18 protein-coding genes are annotated in these 18750 nt (G+C 72.5%); 8 read left to right on the top strand and 10 right to left on the bottom strand.

Features of this window, described 5'->3' with window-relative positions; all coding sequences use genetic code 11:
- The first annotated feature begins 62 nt into the window (after nucleotides 1-62).
- From OG738_RS39735 to OG738_RS39745, 3 genes are all read left to right on the top strand, one after another.
- Nucleotides 63-2210: an FUSC family protein gene (locus OG738_RS39735; protein WP_329048827.1), complete on the top strand. Its 2148-nt coding sequence runs from the start codon at nucleotides 63-65 to the stop codon at nucleotides 2208-2210.
- 217 nt (nucleotides 2211-2427) lie between these two features.
- Nucleotides 2428-2820 carry a GntR family transcriptional regulator gene (locus OG738_RS39740; protein ID WP_329048829.1) on the top strand — a complete coding sequence of 131 codons (393 nt, stop codon included), beginning with the start codon at nucleotides 2428-2430 and terminating at the stop codon, nucleotides 2818-2820.
- Nucleotides 2817-3896 (top strand): DUF1648 domain-containing protein, encoded by a 1080-nt coding sequence (locus OG738_RS39745; protein WP_329048831.1) that lies wholly within the window; start codon nucleotides 2817-2819, stop codon nucleotides 3894-3896. The genes OG738_RS39740 and OG738_RS39745 overlap by 4 nt, the downstream gene beginning before the upstream one ends.
- Nucleotides 3897-3957: 61 nt before the next feature.
- Here OG738_RS39745 and OG738_RS39750 read toward each other — a convergent pair whose 3' ends face one another.
- The 5 genes from OG738_RS39750 to OG738_RS39770 form a co-directional block, all read right to left on the bottom strand.
- Entirely contained in the window at nucleotides 3958-4557 is a 600-nt protein-coding gene (locus tag OG738_RS39750) for a TetR/AcrR family transcriptional regulator (RefSeq protein WP_329048833.1), read from the bottom strand.
- Between the two features lie 28 nt (nucleotides 4558-4585).
- Nucleotides 4586-5620, bottom strand: coding sequence for a hypothetical protein (locus tag OG738_RS39755; RefSeq protein WP_329048834.1), 1035 nt, complete (start codon nucleotides 5618-5620; stop codon nucleotides 4586-4588).
- A complete protein-coding gene (locus OG738_RS39760) occupies nucleotides 5617-7056 on the bottom strand; it encodes an FAD-dependent oxidoreductase (protein ID WP_329048835.1) in 1440 nt (479 codons plus the stop codon). Before OG738_RS39760 ends, OG738_RS39755 begins: the two co-directional genes overlap by 4 nt.
- A 195-nt stretch (nucleotides 7057-7251) precedes the next feature.
- Nucleotides 7252-7767, bottom strand: coding sequence for a hypothetical protein (locus tag OG738_RS39765; protein ID WP_329048836.1), 516 nt, complete (start codon nucleotides 7765-7767; stop codon nucleotides 7252-7254).
- Nucleotides 7768-7988: 221 nt separating this feature from the next.
- Nucleotides 7989-8201 carry a hypothetical protein gene (locus OG738_RS39770; protein WP_329048837.1) on the bottom strand — a complete coding sequence of 71 codons (213 nt, stop codon included), beginning with the start codon at nucleotides 8199-8201 and terminating at the stop codon, nucleotides 7989-7991.
- A 315-nt stretch (nucleotides 8202-8516) separates the two neighbouring features.
- Here OG738_RS39770 and OG738_RS39775 point away from each other — a divergent pair, with 315 nt between their 5' ends.
- Nucleotides 8517-9668, top strand: coding sequence for a N(5)-(carboxyethyl)ornithine synthase (locus OG738_RS39775; protein WP_329048839.1), 1152 nt, complete (start codon nucleotides 8517-8519; stop codon nucleotides 9666-9668).
- 103 nt (nucleotides 9669-9771) lie between these two features.
- Here the strand turns inward: OG738_RS39775 and OG738_RS39780 are convergent, their stop codons facing one another.
- The 3 genes from OG738_RS39780 to OG738_RS39790 all read right to left on the bottom strand — a co-directional run bounded on the left by OG738_RS39780 (nucleotide 9772) and on the right by OG738_RS39790 (nucleotide 12948).
- Nucleotides 9772-10809, bottom strand: a complete 1038-nt coding sequence (locus tag OG738_RS39780; protein WP_329048840.1) for a phenylacetaldoxime dehydratase family protein — start codon at nucleotides 10807-10809, stop codon at nucleotides 9772-9774.
- 14 nt (nucleotides 10810-10823) lie between these two features.
- On the bottom strand, nucleotides 10824-11816 hold the full coding sequence (locus tag OG738_RS39785; RefSeq protein ID WP_329048842.1) for a carbon-nitrogen hydrolase family protein: 993 nt from the start codon (nucleotides 11814-11816) through the stop codon (nucleotides 10824-10826).
- 178 nt (nucleotides 11817-11994) lie between these two features.
- On the bottom strand, nucleotides 11995-12948 hold the full coding sequence (locus OG738_RS39790; RefSeq protein ID WP_329048843.1) for a helix-turn-helix domain-containing protein: 954 nt from the start codon (nucleotides 12946-12948) through the stop codon (nucleotides 11995-11997).
- 56 nt (nucleotides 12949-13004) lie between these two features.
- Here OG738_RS39790 and OG738_RS39795 point away from each other — a divergent pair, with 56 nt between their 5' ends.
- From OG738_RS39795 to OG738_RS39805, 3 genes are all read left to right on the top strand, one after another.
- Complete coding sequence (locus OG738_RS39795) at nucleotides 13005-13727, top strand: SDR family NAD(P)-dependent oxidoreductase (RefSeq protein ID WP_329048844.1); 723 nt, start codon at nucleotides 13005-13007, stop codon at nucleotides 13725-13727.
- Between the two features lie 144 nt (nucleotides 13728-13871).
- Entirely contained in the window at nucleotides 13872-14864 is a 993-nt protein-coding gene (locus OG738_RS39800; protein WP_329048845.1) for a LuxR C-terminal-related transcriptional regulator, read from the top strand.
- A gap of 223 nt (nucleotides 14865-15087) precedes the next feature.
- Nucleotides 15088-15819: a hypothetical protein gene (locus OG738_RS39805; RefSeq protein WP_329048846.1), complete on the top strand. Its 732-nt coding sequence runs from the start codon at nucleotides 15088-15090 to the stop codon at nucleotides 15817-15819.
- Nucleotides 15820-15839: 20 nt separating this feature from the next.
- Here OG738_RS39805 and OG738_RS39810 read toward each other — a convergent pair whose 3' ends face one another.
- Nucleotides 15840-16688 carry a helix-turn-helix transcriptional regulator gene (locus OG738_RS39810; RefSeq protein ID WP_329056972.1) on the bottom strand — a complete coding sequence of 283 codons (849 nt, stop codon included), beginning with the start codon at nucleotides 16686-16688 and terminating at the stop codon, nucleotides 15840-15842.
- Nucleotides 16689-16827: 139 nt separating this feature from the next.
- On the opposite strand from OG738_RS39810, the gene OG738_RS39815 reads away from it, so the two are divergent.
- Nucleotides 16828-17709 (top strand): SDR family NAD(P)-dependent oxidoreductase, encoded by an 882-nt coding sequence (locus OG738_RS39815; protein WP_329048847.1) that lies wholly within the window; start codon nucleotides 16828-16830, stop codon nucleotides 17707-17709.
- On the opposite strand, the gene OG738_RS39820 is transcribed toward OG738_RS39815, so the two are convergent.
- Nucleotides 17688-18686 (bottom strand): hypothetical protein, encoded by a 999-nt coding sequence (locus tag OG738_RS39820; RefSeq protein WP_329048849.1) that lies wholly within the window; start codon nucleotides 18684-18686, stop codon nucleotides 17688-17690. The genes OG738_RS39815 and OG738_RS39820 overlap by 22 nt on opposite strands.
- Nucleotides 18687-18750: the final 64 nt, after the last annotated feature.

Raw genomic sequence — 18750 nt, forward strand, 5'->3', positions numbered from 1 at the left:
CCGTCCGTGCGCAGTCTCGTCAACGGGACGTTCGCGACGCCGTCGCCGTCTATGCTCGCCGGGTGGCGATCGACTCCCCCGTTCTGAAGACCCGCTGGGCCGCGCCCCGGGACTGGATCCCGCGGTGGTCGGCGACCGCCGCCCTGCGCGCCGTCCGCGCCACCCTCGTGGTCCCCGTCCTCTTCGCGTTCAGCATCACGGTGATCGGCGACCTGCAGGTGGCGACGTTCGCGGCCTTCGGCGGGTTCGCCACGTTGGTCATGGCGTCGTTCGGCGGCGATCGGCGGGACAAGCTGCGAGCCCACTTCGGACTCGCTGTCGCGGGCAGCGTCCTGCTGGTCGTCGGCACCGCCGCCAGCGCGTCGCTGCCGCTGGCCGCGGTCGTGACGCTCGTCGTGACCTTCCTGGTGCTCTTCGGCGGAGTCGCGGGACCGAACGCGGCCGCCGGGGGCACCGCCGCGCTGCTCGCCTACGTCCTCCCGGCCGCCTCCCCCGGCACGATGAGCATGGTGCCCGCCCGCCTCGGCGGCTGGTGGCTGGCCTCGGTGGTCGGCACCGCGGCCGTCCTGCTGCTGTCGCCCCGGTCCCCCGCCACGGCCCTGCGGGACGCGGCGTCGCGGGCGGCCGGCGCGCTGGCCGACCACCTCGACGCGGCCCTGCGCGGCGACGCGGACGTGCACACGGCGCACGAGGCGGCGGTCGAAGCCAAGCACCACCTGATCGACGAGTTCACCGCGACGCCCTACCGCCCCACCGGCCTGGCCGCCGAGGACCAGGCCCTCGACACCCTGGTGGGCCTGCTCGAATGGTGTGCTTCGGTCATCGCCGACACCACGCACGAGTACCCGGACCTGAGCGGGGCACCCGAGGTCGAACGGGAGCTGCTCGCCGAGACCGGCGCCGGCCTGCGCGAGGTTTCCCGGCTGATGGCCGGTCAGCCCGGCTCCTTCGAGGCCGACGAGCTGGACCGCCGGATCCAGGCGAGCGTGGAACGGCTGCGCGCGCTGGGATCCGGCGATCCCGGCTACGTCGACGCGGTGCACCTTTCGTTCCACGCCCGCACCGGCGCGTTCGCCGTCCGGGAGGCGGTGACCGAAGCACGCGCCGCGGTGCCCGGCGGCCGGAGAACGCGCTTTCCCGGCCGGCTCTCCATGGCCTCGCTGGCCCGGGTCGCCTCGCCGCACACGAGCCTGCGGTCGGTGTGGTTCGTCAACAGCCTCCGCGGCGCGGTGGCACTGACGGCGGCGGTCGTCGTCGCCGGGGCGAGCGGCGTCGAGCACGGGTTCTGGGTGGTGCTCGGCACGTTGTCCGTCCTGCGCGGCAACGCGGCGGCGACCGGGTCGACCGCGCTGCGGGCGCTGCTCGGCACCGCGCTCGGCGTCGTCGTCGGTGCGGTGCTGCTGCTGGTCATCGGCACCAGCGCGCCCGCGCTGTGGATCGCCCTCCCGATCGCGGTGCTGGTCGCCGGCTACGCGCCGGGCGCGCTGCCCTTCACCGCCGGCCAGGCGGCCTTCACCGTGACGGTCTCGGTGCTGTTCAACCTGCTCGCGCCGGCCGGCTGGCAGATCGGTGTCGTGCGGATCGAGGACGTCGCGATCGGCTGCGCGGTCTGCCTGGTGGTGGGCGCGCTGTTCTGGCCCCGCGGCGCCCGGGCCGTGGTCGCCGACGACCTCGCCGACGCGTTCCGCGCCGGCGGCGCGTACCTGGCCGCCGCCGCGAACTGGGCGCTCGGCCTCCGCCACGACCCACCCGCGTCCGCCGCGGCGACCGCCGCCGGGGCACGCCTCGACGACGCACTCCGCGGGTTCCTCAGCGAGCAGGGCACCAAGCACGTCCCCAAGCCCGACCTGTGGCGGCTGGTCATGGGGACCGTCCGCTCCCGGCTGACCGCGCACTCACTGGCCGGGCTCCCGAACCCCCACGTCGAGCCGGACCCGTTCCGCCGGCTCCTCGGCGACCAAGCGGGCCAGCTCGCCGCCTGGTACGACCACCTGGCATCCCGCCTGGACCGCACCGACCACGGCGACGTCCCCATACTCGCCCCGCCCGCCTTCCCCGATCTCCTGGCGCAGCCGGGCGCCTCGGTCCGCGACCTCGCCTGCGCGCTCTGGGTCCACGAGCACATCAAGCACATCTCGGCCCGGCTCGCCGAACTCGTCGAACCGGCAAGCGTGGTGGCGGCCCAGCGGCACCGCCCTTGGTGGCGGTGAACACGCGCCCGCGCGCCGACACCGCACCCAGCCGTCGCCGCCCAGCCGACTGACCTCGCGGGCGAACCCAACGAACAGCTCGACCGTGCCGATCCGCTGTCGTGCCCCCAGGCGGCCGTTCGCCGCGGTCCGGGCTCGGTGCCAGGCCTGGTCCGGCGGCGTTGCGCATCCTGTCGCTTTGTTCTATAACTCGTATAGCTAGAGCGGAGGTGGCGGCGTGATCCTGAACGTCGACCCCGCCGGTGACGTGCCGATCTACCAGCAGCTGCGGGACCAGATCGTGGAAGCCATCGCCGGCGGCGTGCTGACCGAGAGCAGCCCGCTGCCCGCCACCAGGACGCTCGCCGCCGATTTCGGGATCAACTTCCACACCGTCAACAAGGCCTACGACCTGCTGCGGCGCCAAGGCCTGATCCGGCTCAACCGCAAGACCGGCGCGGTCGTGGTCGCCACGCCCGCGGACTCGGCGTTCCGCGCGGAATGGACCGCGCGGGCTCGGACGCTGCTGGCCGAGGCCGTCGCCCGGGGATGGCCGGCCGACGAGGTGCTCGCGACCTGCCAGTCGGTGCTCGATTCGTTCGGTTCCCCGCAACGGGAGGAGACGCCATGATCGTCGCCGTCGTCGTGAGCGCCGCGTTGGCGGCACTGGTGCTCGTGCTCGCCATGGTGCTGCCCGCGATCACCAGCCCGACCGTGCCGTTCGGGGTCCGGGTCCCGGCCGGGCACGTCCACGACCCAGCGGTGACCAGGCAGACCCGCCTCTACCGGCGGCGCGTGCTCGCCGGCGGGATCACCGCCGCCGGGGTGTGCGTCGCGCTGTTCGGCGTGACCGGCGAAACCGTGCTGCTGTCGGTGCTGCTGCTGCTCGGCATCTGGTACGGCTGTTTCTTCCTGGCCAACCACGAGATCCGGGCCGCCAAGGCCGCCGGCGGCTGGTACGAGGGCCTGCGGCAGCGGATCGCGGTGGACACCGGGCTGCGGACCGACCCGCCGCGGTTCCCCTGGCTCTGGCTGACACCGGCGCTGGTGATCACGGTCGCCACGGTGGTCGTCGGGGTGATCCGGTACCCGTCGATGCCGGCCGTGCTCGCCGTGCACTACGGCGCGAACGGCTCGCCCGACCGGCGGGCCGCCAAGTCGGTCGGCACCGCGTTTTCGCTGGTGTTCGTGCAGATCGGCATGACCGCGCTGCTCGGGGCGATCGCCGCGGCGATCGTCCACCGCAGCCGGCCCGACATCGACCCGGCGCACCCGCACAGCTCCGCGCGCTGGCACCGCCGGTACATGGCCCTGGCGGCCAAGACGCTCCTCGGGCTCGTCGCGATGATCGACCTCGGGATGCTCGGCTCGTCCCTGCTGATGTGGACGGGCACGGTCACCTCGTGGGCCCCGCTGGTGGTCGTGCTCCCGATCCTGGCCGCCGTGGTGGTCGCGATCGTGGTCCTCGCGAGGAACAACCGGGTCCGCGACGAAGAGGAACCGGACACGGGCCTGACCCACCGCGACGACGACAAGCACTGGCGCGGCGGCCTGTTCTACGTCAACCGCGACGACCACGCCCTGATGGTCCCCCGCCGCTTCGGCGTGGGCTGGACCCTCAACTTCGGCAACCCCCGGGCGGCGATGCTGCTGGCCGCCGTCGTCGCCCTGATCGGCTTGGTGATCACTCTCCGCTTCACCGGCTGAGTGGCTGCGAACGGAGTCGGAACGCCGCACCGACGTCTCCGTGCCCGCCCACGCCTGACCGTCATCCGCGCAGGGCGGGTCCGATCCAGCGGCGGACGAGCGCCCGGATCCCGTCGTCGGTCAGCGGCGGTGTCGAGGGGTACTGCAGGTACGACAGGAACAGGCGCATGAGGACTTCGGCCAGCCCCTCGAAGTCCGCATCGGTGGTGACGCCGACGGCCGCCCAGTCGACCGGGACGTTGCGGAGAATCCTTGCGCCGTAAGAGAAAGCCAGCGGCGAGATCACCCCGACCGTGAAGAAGTCGGCTTCGCCCGCCTGCAGGAGCAGACCCAGGTGCGGCTCGCCGGGCAGCGTCCGGACCGCGAACACCACCGATTCCACGGCGACCTCGACCGCGGTGCCGAACGCCGCCAGGTGACGTTCCATGCGCCCGGCGAACTCCTCGACCCCGGCCAGGGCGACCGCGCGCAGGATGTCGTTCAGGCTCGGGAAGTAGCGGTAGACGGTCTGCCGCGTCACCCCGGCTTCGGCGGCGACGTCGGACAGGCTCGTCTTGGCGAGACCGGCCCGGTCGAGGCACGCCGTCGCCGCGTCGACGATCCGGCGGCGTGCCTCGTCTTCCGTGCCGGGCGGGTTGCCCTGCCAGCCGTGGTGCCCCATGCGCCCCATCTTCCCCGACCCGGCGGGCTCAGCCGGGGGCAGGTACCCGGGCCTTCCGGTACAGCGCGACGAGCACCAGACCGGCCGCGGCGAAGCACGCGAGCGCGTAAGGCACGCTCCCGGCCGGGCCACCGTCGTCCGCGGCGAGCCAGAACACCGCCAGCCCACCCAGGTAGACAGCGGGATAGACGCGCACGAAGGCGGACTGCGGCGGGCGCTCCGCGCGGTTCGTGCCGAGGATCCACCCACCGGCCAGCCAGACGAGCGCCAGCTCGACGCCGAGGACCCAGGCCTGCGCCGTGGAGTTCCCGTCGAAGAGGCTCGACGGGATGCCCGCGATCGCCATCGTCGGCGGGGTGAGGACGCCGGCCACCACGGTCCGCAGCGCCGGCGACGGGCCACGCCGGGAGCCGCCCGCGAGCCGCACCACCAGGTAGGTCAGCGCGCCGAACGAGACGGACGCGAACAGCAGCATGCTGGTCATCGGCACCGACGCCAGCGCCGGGTGATTCACGATGCGGTTGCCCGGGTTCCACGCCCACCACTTCAGCCGCGGGCCGAGCTGGTCGAAGACCTCGTAGAACACCTGGCACACGAAGGCGACGGCCACCGAACCCGCGAGTGGGCCCCGACCGCGGAACCCGCCCAACGACCGCACGAGCTCATAGGCGAGCTGGCTGAACGCCGGGTAGAACGCGACGATGTACAGCGGCAGCCGGTCGGCCATGAACTGCACGGTGAACCGGTTGTGGGCGAAGATGAAGCCGTACAGGCGATCGAGGCCGAACCACTCCGGGAAGTACAGCGGCGGCTCGGTGACGAAGAGGTAGACCAGCGAAGCCCACCACAGCGCCAGGTTGACCGGATCGCCCGCGCGGTAGCGGCGAACGGCGTGCACCAGCGCGAAGACGGCGCCGCCGACGACGAGCAGTTCGAGCAGCGGCATCGTCCAGTGCGCGAGTGTCCAGGGGAAGCGGACGGAGACGACCGGGGCGACGTCGTGGCAGTCGAAGCCGAGCCCGCGGGTGACGGCGTCGGCGTCCGGCCCGCACGCCACGCTCATCGCGCGGTCGCCGTCGAATAGTCCGTGGCGGGCGGTTCCGCCTGGGCGTCGAAGTCGAACGGCACCCGGTGCCGGCCCAGTGCCGCGCGGACGCGGTAGCGCACCAGCCCGGCGATGACGCGCGGGTTGCGCAGCATGTCCCCCAGCGACTCGTCGAGGTTGAACACCTTGGCGAAGTGCTCGTCGACGACGTCGTCCTCGCGCGCGGCCCCGACGACGAGGCTGAACGCGGGCGCGGAGACGGCCGCGAGGATCCGGCGTTTCCACTCGCGCGGTTTCTCGGTGCCCTCCGCGCATTCGTAGCCCTGGTCGCGGGCCATCGCCAGGCGCCAGGGGACGTTGAGCAGCTTGCGTTGCGCCTTCAGGAAGTTCGCGGCGAACTGCGTACCGAGCCGTTCCGCGCGGGCGAGGTGGTCGCGTAGCAGCAGAGCCGATCCCGCCGCGGAGCTGATGCCCTGGGCGTAGAACGGGTTGAACGCGCAGATCGAGTCGCCGACGAACACCAGCCCCTTCGGCGGGGTGCGCAGGCGGTCGTACCGGCGCCACTTGTTGCCGGTCGAGCGGGTCAGGTGGACTTCCGAGGTGGGCTCGCACCGGTCCATCGCGGCGGCGAACATCGGCGTCCGCACCCGGCGGGCCGTCTCGACGAACGCGTCGGTCGTGCGCGGCATGTCCAGGCCCCACGAGCCCATGCAGGCGATGACGCGGTTGCCCTCGACGGGGAAGAAGTTGACCAGGTACTCGTGTTCGGCGGGGTGCTCGCCCTTGTCCGGCGTCGGCATGATCACCAGGTGGCGCCACCACCAGGTCGCGGGCCGCGGCGCGGGCAGGTCGTACCAGCGCGAGGTGTAGGTGACCTTGGCGTCGAGCGTCCGCACCTCGGGCTCGGGCCAGCCGGCCGCGACCAGCCAGGCGCTGACGGAGGAGCCACGGCCCAGTGCGTCCACGACGAAGTCGGCGTCGAGGTGCCCGCCGTCGGTGCCGACACCGGTGATCCCGCCGTCGCGCGTGGTCAGGCCGGTCACCGTCACCCCTTCGCGGATGACGACGTTCGGCAGCTCGCGCACCTTGTCGCGCAGCACGCGCTCGATGAGGATCCGCGAGCTGTAGACCATGGTCATCGCGCTGCGCTTGCGGGCCGACCAGCCTTCGCCGTCGAGGTAGGCCGCGTCCATCGACGGCATCAGGTGCAGGCCCCCGGCGGCGATGAGGTCGGCTTCGAAGCCGGCGAACAGTTCCCCGATCGCGCGTCGCCCGGAGTTGAGGAGGAAGTGCGGGTGCTTGCTCTGCGGCACGCCGCGGCGGTGCTCGGCCTCGGCGGGCAGCTCGTCGCGCTCCAGCACGAGGACCTCGTCGAAGTACGGGGCGAGCGCGCCGGCGGAGCACAGCCCGGCGGCGCTGCCACCCAGGACGACGGCGGTCTTGCCGAGCCGCATGCGGACCAACTCCCCACGTCGAATCATACAAAGTGACGACGAATGTATGAATGAGGGAGCGGGGGTGTCAAGGCTCCGTTCGCGCTGTGGTCAGTGCTCGGCCCGGCGGCGGTGGGCGAACCGCCGCACGACCCACCGCGTGGTCGACACCGGCAGTTCGGTCCTGCGCCCGGGTCGGGCGCCCAGGTCGGGCGCTCAGCGAGCCGAGCCGTGCGAGCCGCGGATCCGCAGCCCGTCCGACTCGATGATCAGCTCCGTCGGGCAGTCGTTGACCCCGACGCCGGCGAACCGGATCGGCTCGCGGCCGGCGCCCACCAGCGTCGTGGTGCCGTTCTTCTCCTCGAGCCGCACCGTCCGGGGACCCGAACGCGTGTCGAACACGTGCAGGCTGCCGAAAGCCGCGTCGAGGTCCGGCCAGGCCGCCTCGCGCGGGCCGTCCAGGACGACGGACGGCAGCGGTTGCGGCTCGCCGTCGAGGAGGACCTCCATCCGGCCGGACTCGCCGGTGTCGATCCGCAGGCCGGTCTGTTCTTCGCTGTCGAGCGTGAGTTCGACGTACCCGCCGCGCGGCGCCGTCTCGCGGATTTCGAGTTCCCCGCCGGGCCGCACCAGGAACTCGGCCGGGTAGCGGGCCACGACCGCCAGCAGCGGGTGGCGCAGGCCGTTGACGATGCGGATCGACTTCACCCGCTGCACTAGTGATTCGGTCAACGGTCAAACCCTTCGGAGTGGCTGAGATCGGCCGATCGTACCTCCGCTGGTCACGTCTTCGGCGCAACCCTAGGGGTTTGTAGGGGAAGGTCGTGCCCGTCGTTCACCGGATCGAGATTCTTCCGCCAGACGCGCGAGGAAGCCGGCACAGCCTCGACGAACTGCGCGCCACCGAGGTCACCGCATGCGTTCCCTGACGCAGGCGCATCAGCGGCGTCGCGTCACCCGCGGCTGCGGCGTCCGGACGGGTCGGGTGCCCACGTGCTCGCCCGGCCGCGCGGGTGCGGAGCGGGTTCGGCCGCATCGTCGGCGGGCGGCGCCGGGGTGTACACCGGCTGGCGGAACAGGTTCCCGTACCGGTCGTCCTGGGGAGCGGCGAACGCTCCGGACCGGGGTTCCTCGGCGACGGGGTGGCTGAACAGCGAACTGTCCATTGTGGAAGCAGTGATCAGGGGATCCTTTCGTGGACGCCAACGGATGCGGCGTGGGTGACTGGGGTCACGAGAACGTGCTCCGGGACCTCGGTGCCGGCCGCGGGCAAGGCGGGCAGTGCGGCGTACCGGTCACGGGTGGTGTTCGAGCCCGACGCCATGTCGGTGCTCCTGTCTCCGGCTTTCGACATCGGCCGGACCGGAGCCGAGGACGGCGCAGGTTCGACCACTTGCGCACGAAATGCTCTCGGGCACCACCCAGCGTACACGACGCCTTCGCGGAGTGTGTTAAGACTGGCATCTAGCAAAGGGGCCACCGTGCACCAGCTCAGTCTCGGCGTCATCGCGCGTTCACGGAAAGAGAACGAACGGCGGTTGCCGATCCACCCGCACCACCTCGACCGGATCGACGCCGACCTCCGGAAGACCATCTACCTCGAACACGGCTACGGCGAACCCTTCGGCGTGCCCGACGAGCACTTGAAAGGCGTCGTCGCGGGACTGCGCACGCGCGAGCAGCTCATCGCCGAGTGCGACGTCGTCCTGCTGGCCAAGCCGCTCCGCGAGGACGTCGCCGAGCTGCGGCCCGGCCAGGTGCTGTGGGGCTGGCCGCACTGCGTGCAGGACGTCGAGCTGACCCAGCTGGCCATCGACCGGCGGCTGACCGTCATCGCCTTCGAGGCGATGAACCACTGGCGGCGCGACGGCTCGTTCGGCCTGCACGTCTTCCACAAGAACAACGAGCTGGCCGGCTACTGCTCGGTGCTGCACGCCCTGCAGCTGATCGGCTCGACCGGCGACTACGGCCGCCGGCTGCGGGCCGTGGTGATCGGCTTCGGCGCGACGGCGCGCGGTTCGGTGACCGCGCTGAACGCGCACGGGATCCACGACGTCGACGTCCTCACCGCGCGTGGTCTCAGCGCGGTCGGCTCGCCGATCCACTCCGCGACGATGGTGCACATCGACCACGACGCGAACAACCCGGGCGATCTGCGCCGCAGCCACGCGGTCACCGGCCACGGCCGGGTACCGCTGGCCGGGTTCCTCGCCGAGCACGACATCGTGGTCAACTGCGTGCTGCAGGACACCGCCGCCCCGCTGACCTTCCTCATCGAGGACGACCTCGCCGCCTTCGCCCCGGGGAGCCTCATCGTCGACGTCTCCTGCGACGAAGGCATGGGCTTCAGCTGGGCCCGGCCCACGACGTTCACCCGGCCGACCTTCCCGGTCGGCGACGGCGTCACCTACTACGCCGTCGATCACAGCCCCTCCTACCTGTGGAACTCGGCGACCTGGGAGATCAGCGAAGCCCTCCTGCCCCACCTGCGGCCGGTCCTTTCCGGACACTCCACATGGGACGGACACGAAACCGTCCGGCGCGCCGTGGAGATCCGGGACGGCACGATCCGCAACCCGGCGATCCTGTCCTTCCAGCACCGCGCACCGGAATACCCGCACCGGCGCCGCTGACCGCCGAGCGGCCCGTGGGGCGCGGCCTCGGCGGCCGGGGAAGCGCCGGGACGGGCGCATCCGGCGGCGGGCGGTGCTGCTGCCCGGGTGGCGCCCGGCCGGGTCACCGCCGCACGGCCTCGTCGAGAGCCACCGCGCCCAGCATGCCGGTGCCCGGGTGGCAGCCGACGTACTCGAAGTACTGCTCGTCGGCGGCAGCCACCGTCACCTCGTGGTAGAGGCGCAGCCGGGCCGCGGGGCCGAGCGCCGACAGGTACTTCATCGCCTGGCCGAAGATCGCCTTGTGGGTCGGGTGGTCCTTCGCCCACCGGTCGAGGTCGGCGAGGCCGCGCCACCAGCTCATGCCGAAGCTCTTGTCGAGGAAGCCGCCGTCGGCACCGATCAGCCGCAGGTACCGGTTGGCGTAGCAGCCGATCGCGCGCCCGTGATCGCGCAGGAAGTCCATGCCCGCACGCAGGACCGGCTCGACCTCCTCGAGGTACATCCGGCGTTCGTCGCCGTCGGTGCCGGTCCAGTCCTGGCCCGAGCGGATCAGGCACAGGTTGTGCTGCCCGCGCACCACCCGGCGCTCGCCGTCCTCGACGACGGGCGACGGACCGCCGGGATCGAGCGGATCGCGTTGACCGAGCGGAACGCGGTCACGCGCGCCGCCCCAGTACGCGTGCTCGCGCACCTCGCCGCTGAGGGTGTCCGCGAGGTGGGCGACGCCCTCGATGCGGTCGTTCGAGAAGAGCGTCTCGAACCGCGACGCCGACGGACGCACGACCTCGACGAAGAACCCGTTGCCGCGCAACCACATCGGCCGCGCCTCGGCGAACCAGCGCTCGTGCCGGGCGACATCGTCCCAGTAGGCGATGGTGACGACCGTGCGGAAGCCGGCCTCGTCGACGTACCCGGCGCGGTCGACGTGACCGGGCCCGTCCGCGTCCGCGCAGGCCGCGTCGAGGTCGGCCAGCGCGGTGCGGACGAACGCCGGTTCGTCGTCCGACGGGTACTGCACGCCGAAGTAGGCCATGGCCACCTGCGTCACCGAAGGCGCGAAGCGGGCCACAAAGGACGGATAGGGCGGCTGCCAGCCCGGCCGCGGCCCGGGCGCCGCGGTCCGGTCCGTCACCAGGTGCGGGGGGATCGCCGATTCCATGGTCACCGCCCCCTTCAGGCGATCGGTGCGAACTCGAGGGCCGCCGGCAGCTCCTCCGCGGGCATCTCGACGACCGCGGGCGCGGGGTTGCGGTTGACGAGCAGCCGCAGCACGTCCGGGCGGGCGTAGTGGCCGACGGGGTCCGCGGCCGACTTGGCGATCGCGATCAGCGCGGGATCGAGGTCGGCGTAGAGGATGCCTTCGTCCGTCTCCGCCAACGGCTCGGCCAGCGGCGAGCCTTCGGGGCCGTAGATGCGGGCGAAGCCGCCACCGGGCTGGAGCAGCTGCCGCTTGAGGTCGGTGTCGCAGAACAGCTCGAGCGCGGCCGGGCCGATCACGCCGCAGGGCGCGACGACGAACGTCCCGCCTTCGACCGCGTACATCAGGCTGGCCGCGGTGTTGACCTCCGGGCCCAGTGCCCGCGCGGCCCCGCGGTAGACCGAGAAGCTGGGCCACGCGGCGACGTGGATTTCCTCGCCCTGGCTGTACATCGCGTATTTGGTCAGCGGCTGGAGGTGCTCCCAGCAGTTCAGCGCGCCGAGCCGGCCGAGCGGGGTGTCGTGGACCTGCAGGTCGCTGCCGTCGCCTTCGCCGAACACCGCGCGCTCGACGTGGGTGGGCTTGAGCTTGCGGCGCACCGAGATCAGCTCCCCGGTGTCGGCGACGAACGCCTGCGCCATGTAGAGGCTGCCGCCGGCCCGTTCGCTGAACCCGAAGACGACGTGGATCCGGTGCTCGGCGGCGGCCCGGCGGATGCGGTCCAGCTCGGCGCCGTCGCGGGTCATCGAGTTCGCGGCGTACCGCGGGACGAACGCCATCCCGGCCGCGGGCGAGTCGAGCCAGATCCACCACGGGTAGCCGGGGAGGAAGGTCTCGGGAAACGCCACCAGGCGGGCACCACCCGCGGCGGCCGCACCGATCAGGCCGACGACCTTGTCGACACCGGCGGCCAGATCCAGCCAGGCCGACTCGGCCTGGACGGCCGCCACGCGCACGGTTTCCTGCATTGCCGGACTCCTTAGGGGAAGTGCTGGGGCTCCCACGATGCGCCCGGCACACGGCGTCCGGCTGACCGATCGTGCCGCGGTGACTTACCCGCCGTGCCACGTGCGGCGGTGCTCGCCCGCGACCGACGACGACGCCACCACCCGCCGCAGTCCTCCCGGCGACCGGCGACAACGCCACCTACTCCGCGGGCCGCCCGCGGCGGTACTCGCCCGGCGACCGGCCGGTGACCGCGCGGAAAGCGCGGTGGAACCCGGACTCGCTGTCGAACCCGCAGGCCGCCGCGACCGAGCCGATCGTCCGCTGGGGGTCGGCGACCAGGATCTCCCGGGCTCGCTCGATCCGCAGCCGCCGGAGCCGCGCGGCGATGCCCTCCTCGCCGGCGATCCGGTACAGCGTGCGGCGCGAGACGCGGCACGCGCGGGCGACCGTTTCCGCGTCCAGCCCGGGATCGGCGAGGTTGCGGCGCAGGAACGCGAGCACGCGCTCCCGAGCCATCGCTTCGGTGGCGTCCGGGCCGGGCCGGGCGTTCCCGGCGAACGACGCGGTCGCCGAGAGCAGGCCGAGCGCGTGCGGGAGCAGCACCGCGGACTGGCCGGGTGCGGTCCGCGCGACGTCGGCCAGCGAGGTGAAGAACGTCGACACCACGGCGCCCGGCGTGCCGCGGCCGCACGCCCGCGCGGTCAGCCGCCGGGTGTCGCGGACCAGCAGCTCCCGCTTCGGCACCTGGACGACGAGCTGGTGGAACGGGTCGTCGAAGTGCAGCGTGTAGGGCCGCGTGCTGTCGTAGAACGCCAGGTCACCGGGCGAAAGCAGGGCGGTCCGGCCGTCCTGCTCGACCCGGCCGCGGCCGCGCACCTGGATGCTCGCGAGCAGGTACTCCTCGTCCCCGCGCGCGACCAGCGACCGGGTGCGCCGCACGTGCTGGCTCCCGGCGACGACGGTGGACAGCTCGAGATCACCGACGGGGACGTGCTCGATCCGGCCGCTGAACCCGGCGCCGGCGACCGGCTCGGCGTCGAGCCGGACGAAGGTCGCGCAGATCATCTCCCGCCAGTAGGCGAACGCCTCCCGAGCCGACACCATCGAGGTCGTCAGCTCCGCGTAGGCACCCCTGTCCATTGTGGCGGACACGCCCTGAGTATCACCAGGTCAGGGGCACGCTGTCCAGCGGGCGTAACCTCGGCGGGGTGGCACGGATCTTCGTCACCGGCTCCACCCAGGGTCTCGGGCGCCTCGCCGCCGAGGCCCTCCTCGCCGACGGCCACCGCGTGGTCGCCCACGCGCGGGACGCCGGCCGGGTGGACGACCTGGCCGCGCGCGGCGCCGACGTGGTGACCGGCGATCTCGCCGACCTCGGGCAGACCCGCAGCGTCGCCGAGCAGGTGAACCGGCTCGGGCGGATGGACGCGGTGATCCACAACGCGGGGATCATGACCGGCCCGACGGTGCTTCCGGTCAACGTGGTCGCGCCCTACCTGCTCACGGCGCTCGTCGACCGGCCCGCGCGCCTGGTCTACCTCAGCAGCGGCATGCACCGCGGGGGCCGGCCCGAGCTCGACGGCCTCGACTGGTCCGGCGCCCGGCCGACCGCGTCCTACTCCGACAGCAAGCTGCTGCTCACCACGCTCGCGGCGGCCGTCGCCCGGCGGTGGCCGGAGGTCCGCACCCACGCCGTCGACCCCGGCTGGGTCCCGACCCGGATGGGCGGCGCGGGCGCCCCCGACGATCTGCGCCTCGGCGTGCTGAGCCAGACCTGGCTCGCGACGAGCGAGGCACCGGAAGCGCGCACGACCGACGGCTATTGGCACCACCGGCACCGCGTCGACCGGCACCCCGTGGCCGGCGACCACGATTTCCAGGATCGGCTCCTCGACGCACTCGCCGACCACACGGGGACGCCGCTTCCCTGAACTCCTCGGCACTACGAATGGGTCTCCACGACAATTCCTCCGTCCTCGCGGCAGCGGATTTCCTCGTTCACGGTCGCAGCACGACGGGCGGGTCACCATCGCTCGCGGAGTGACGGAATCGCGCCGGGGCCTCATCATGGGACGGTGCCCTCGGACGATTCCGGAAAACCGGCCCGGCTCCGGGTCGACGCCGAGACGACGCTGATCCTGCGCGAGGCGTTCCACAAGATCGACGCCCATTACCGCACTGACCACTACGGCCTTTACGACTACGCCCGCGCCGTGATGAGCAAGATCGTGCCCCTCGACCATTTCTACATCGGCTTCTTCCACGGCGCGAACCGCGTCCGCTACCCCTACGGCTACGACGGCGGCATGTACACCGATCCGGAGTCGCACATCTACGGCCCGCACGGCCAGGCCGCGTGGCTGCTGAGGCACCGCCAGACCTACCGGATGCAGTACGACAACGGTGCCGCGCTCAACGCCGGCGTCGCGTCCGGGGACACCAGCCGCGCGTCCGCCGACGCCGTCACCACTCCCCTGTTCCGCCGCGGCCGCGACGGCGAGCCGGCGGTGTTCGGCATGATGTCCATGCAGAGCTACGAGCCCGACGTGTTCGACGACAATTCCGTCCGCGCCTTCGAGTGGCTGGCCGATCTGGTGGCCCGCGTGCTGACCACGGAAGCCGACGACCTCGACGCGCTGCGCCGGCTCCCCGCCGACGTCGAAGGCGCGCCCCAGCTCGTCACCGCGGACCACATCGTCGAGCTGCTCTCCTCGCGCGTGGCGGACGTCCGGCAGCGAGCCCAGGACGCGCTCGCCGCACCCGACGCGGGTTCGCTGCGCGAGGCCCTGCAGCGCATCGTCACCGACTGCCAGCAGCTGCAGTCGGACCTCGTCGAGCTCACGCTCAACATCGACAACGGCCCTGAGGAACGCTTCCGCTCGCTCACCGCCGCCGAGCAGGGGGTCGCGGTGCACCTCGCCGGCGACCTGCACAACGAGCAGATCGCCCACGAGCTCGGCATCAGCCTCCACACCGTGAAGACCCACGTGCGCAACATCCTGGCCAAGTACCGGATGAGCGGCCGCGCCGGTGTCGCCGACGACGTCCGGAAGCACCTGGCGCGCTGACCGGTCGGGCCGCCGGACGCACCCGGGTGACGAGGTTCCGCACGGTGGCGAGGGTTTCGTCCGGGTGGCCGAGCGTGCACGCTGCGCGGCGCGCCCGGCCGGCTGACGGCTTCGCCGCCGAACGCCGCCGCGACCCAGGACACGAATGGGCAACTTCGGCCCCGGGTGTCACACGCCGGGCGAGAATGATCGCTCCGCAACGGACGACGAGGAGTGGCGGGCGATGGCGTGGGGTGCCGCCGAGCGTGTCAACCGGCGGCTGGTCGTCGCGTTCCTCGAGCCGGGCACGGACCTCGCGGGCACGTGCGACGGCCTCGGGACCGCGGCGGACGGCACGCTGGCCCTGATGCTCTGCCGCGACGGCGACGACTTCAAGAGGTACGGGTGCTCGCGGCTGCCCGGCGACGACGCCGGCGCGTTCGGCAAGTCCTTCGTCTCCGAGCAGCTGATCGGCAACGGCGTCGACGGGTTCACCGACCGGCCGCTCGAAGCGCTGAAGGTCGCGGTCGTCAACTACGACCTGCTCGTGAAGACCGGCCAGGTGCCCGACGGCGCGCGCACGGTCAGCCCGTCGCTGCCGCGCTACCTGGTCGCCGCGGCGGCCGTGACGGCGGTCGTGCTCGGCGCGGCGGCGCTGTACCTCGCGGGCCGCCGCGCCGCCCGCACGACGCTCGCCCGCCGCGAACGCCGTGACGCCGCCGCCGACGCCCATGCCGGACTCGCGGCCGCGACCGCGGTCCTGGCCCAGCAGATCATCGACCTCGACACCCGTTACGCCCGCGAAAGCCGGTCCGAGAAAAGCGGTTTCGCCCGCGGCTACCGGCGCCTGGTGGCCGACTACACCGCACTCCTGCCCGCCCTCGGCGCGGACCACCCGGACGTGCCCGCCCTGACCGGCCGCGTCGAGGAAATGCTGCGCAGGTCCCGAAAACTGGCCACCGCACCCCGCCGCTGACACCGGACCGACCACAGTGGTCAGGCGAAGCTGTCCGTCCCCAGAACGGTGAGCAGGGCGAGCTTTTCGTGGCTTTCGGTGCCGGGCGTCGCGGTGAAGACGAGCAGCGACTGGCCCTGGTCCGGCTCGAGCAGCAGCTGGCAGTAGAGCTCCAGCGGCCCGACCTGCGGGTGGGCGAACCGCTTGGTTTCGCTCCACCGCAGGCCCACTTCGTGCCGCGCCCACAGCCGGGCGAACTCGTCACTGGCGCGCCGCAGGACGTCGGCCAGCTCCGCCGAAGGTGAACCGGCGCCGTCCCGGGTGACGGCGCCCCGCAGCAACGCGACGTTGACTCGGCTGTTCTTCTCGTGCTCCTCGGGGTGGTAGCGCTCGCGGGCGGCCGGATCGGTGAACCAGCGGTACGCGGCACTGCGGGCGTGGCCGGTGTAGCCGGTCTCGTCGCCAAGCAGCGCCACCGCGGACGGCGTCTGCAGCAACGTCTCCCCCAGCGGGCCCATGACCTGCGCGGTGCTGCCGGTCAGGCGGTCCATGACCCGCATGAGCCCGGGGCTGACGTGCTGCGAGCGCAGGTCGCGGCGGGCGGTGCGGTAGCCGGCGAGCAGGAACAGGTGGTCGCGTTCGTCCGGGGTCAGCCGCAGGCCCCGGGCGATCGCCGCGACCATGGGCTCCGACGGCTGCGGCCCGTTGCCGCGTTCCAGCCGGGCGAAGTAGTCGGCGGACATGGTGCACAGCTCCGCCACCTCCTCGCGGCGCAGTCCCGGGGCACGGCGGCGGTGCCCGCGGCGCAACCCGACGTCCTCCGGCTGCAGCGCCGCGCGCCGGGTGCTCAGGAACGCGCCGAGCGACGCGCGGTCGAAGGTGTTCATGATCCTCATCGTCGGCGGCCGGGCCGGGTTTGGCCACGCTCTGGCAGTCAGTGGACAACCGTGTCCTTCCTCGGTCCCCGGCGGCTGCCTTCACTGGTGGAGCGATCACCGATCGCCTCGGCCCACGGACTCGGGAGCGGAAATGGCCAAGTGGACAGCGGAAGACCTGCCGGAGCTGAGTGGCCGGACGGTCGTGATCACCGGCGCGGGCCGCGGGCTCGGGCTGATCACGGCGCGGGAACTGGCCCGGGCCGGCGCCCGGGTCGTGCTGGGCGTGCGGAACGTCGGCAAGGCCCGCGACGCGGTCGCCGGGCTGCCCGGCACCTTCGACGTCCGGCCGCTCGACGTCGCCGAGCTGGCTTCGGTGCGGGCGTTCGCCGGCTCCTGGTCCGGCCCGCTCGACGTCCTGATCAACAACGCCGGCGTGATGGACGTCCCGGCCACCCGGACCGCGGACGGGCTCGACCGGCAGACCGCCACCAACCACACCGGGCCGTTCCTGCTGACGAACCTGCTGCTCGGGCACGTCACCGACCGGGTCGTCCACGTGACCAGCCAGCTGCACCGGCTGGGCCGGATCGACCTGGCCGACCTGGACTGGCGGACGCGCGAGTACCACGGGATGGCCGCCTACCAGGCGTCGAAGCTCGCCGTCGTGCTGTTCTCGCTGGAACTGCAGCGGCGGCTGACCGCGCAGGGCAGCGGCGTCCGCTCGGTGCTGGCCAGCCCGGGGATCGCGCGTACCGGCCTGGCCGCGCAGTCACGGTCGAACGTGATCAACCGCGTCAAGTTCCTCACCAACCCGCCGGAGCTCGGCGCGCTCTCGGTGCTCTACGCCGCGACCCAGGACGTGCCCGGCAACGCATACGTCGGACCGGACGGCCTCGCCGGCCTCCGCGGCCATCCGGCGGTCGGACGGCAGAGCAAGGCCGGTTTCGACGGGGAGCTGGCCGGACGGCTGTGGGACGCGACCGCCGGCCTCGTCGGGCTCGGCAAAGCCGGTCAGAAGCCGGCCGCGAGGTAGTGGGCGAAGCTGACCGGCGGGGCGACGTCCACCGTCTTGTCGTGGCACGCGTCCTGGCGGCTCAGCTGCCACTGGGTCAGGTAGAAGACCACCTGGCCGGTGTCCTTGATCGCCTGGGCGATGCCGGTCGCGGCGGTTTCGTCGTCGTAGTAGCCCTCGCCGATGATCCAGCCCTGGTGGTAGCCGTGGCTCGCCAGCTCGTTGTGCGCGTCGACGAACTGGTGGTACTCGTCGCCGTTCCAGTCGTCGCCGTAGAGGTGGACGTCGAACACGTTCGGGACGTCGCCGCCGTAGACGGCCGGGATCTGCTGGGCGCGGCCGGCGATCCACACGGTCATCGAGAACCCGACCGTGTCGCCCTTGCCGTACGCGGCGGTGTAGTCGGTCCACAGCCGGTGGGCGTACTGGAGCAGCACCGGCTGGTCGCTCATCGGCATGCCCTCGTTGAGCAGGTCCAGCTGGTACGGGACCCCGGCCTTGGCGACGATCCCGCGGACGTTGCCGACGAGCTTGCGGTTCTCCTGGTACTGGGTCTCGTCCCAGCTGCTCCAGCCGTGCGGGTCGGCGGCGCCGATCGGGAAGAAGCCGAGCTCGATCTCCTGGAACCCGGCGGCCTTGACGGCGGCGAGCAGGTTCGCCAGGTTCCGGCGGTTGGCGGCGGACAGGTCGCCGCCGGTCGAGTTCATCACCGTGCCGGAGTCCGCGCCGTGCTGGTGGAACAGGCCCAGCCGCAGTCGACGCTGCCCGGCGGCGTACATCTGCTTCAGCTGGGCAGCGATCGTGGCCGGGGCCTTGTCGTAGCTGTTGATCACGCCGTACGGCTCGCGGTCGCAGCCGCCGGGGTCGTGGTCGAGCTGGTAGAAGTCGTAGTTCGAGCCACCGTGCCCGGTGGTCACGGGTGTGGCCGCGGTCGCGGACGCGGGGACCGCGCAGAGGGTCAGCAGGGCGCCGAGCAGCACGGGAAGAAGACGCTTCACGGCCGTCAGCCTGCCCGACCGGACAGCCGCTCCGGAAGGCCTTTCGACCGACGTTGCAAGGCTT

The sequence above is a fragment of the Amycolatopsis sp. NBC_01488 genome (assembly GCF_036227105.1).
Lineage (GTDB): Bacteria > Actinomycetota > Actinomycetes > Mycobacteriales > Pseudonocardiaceae > Amycolatopsis.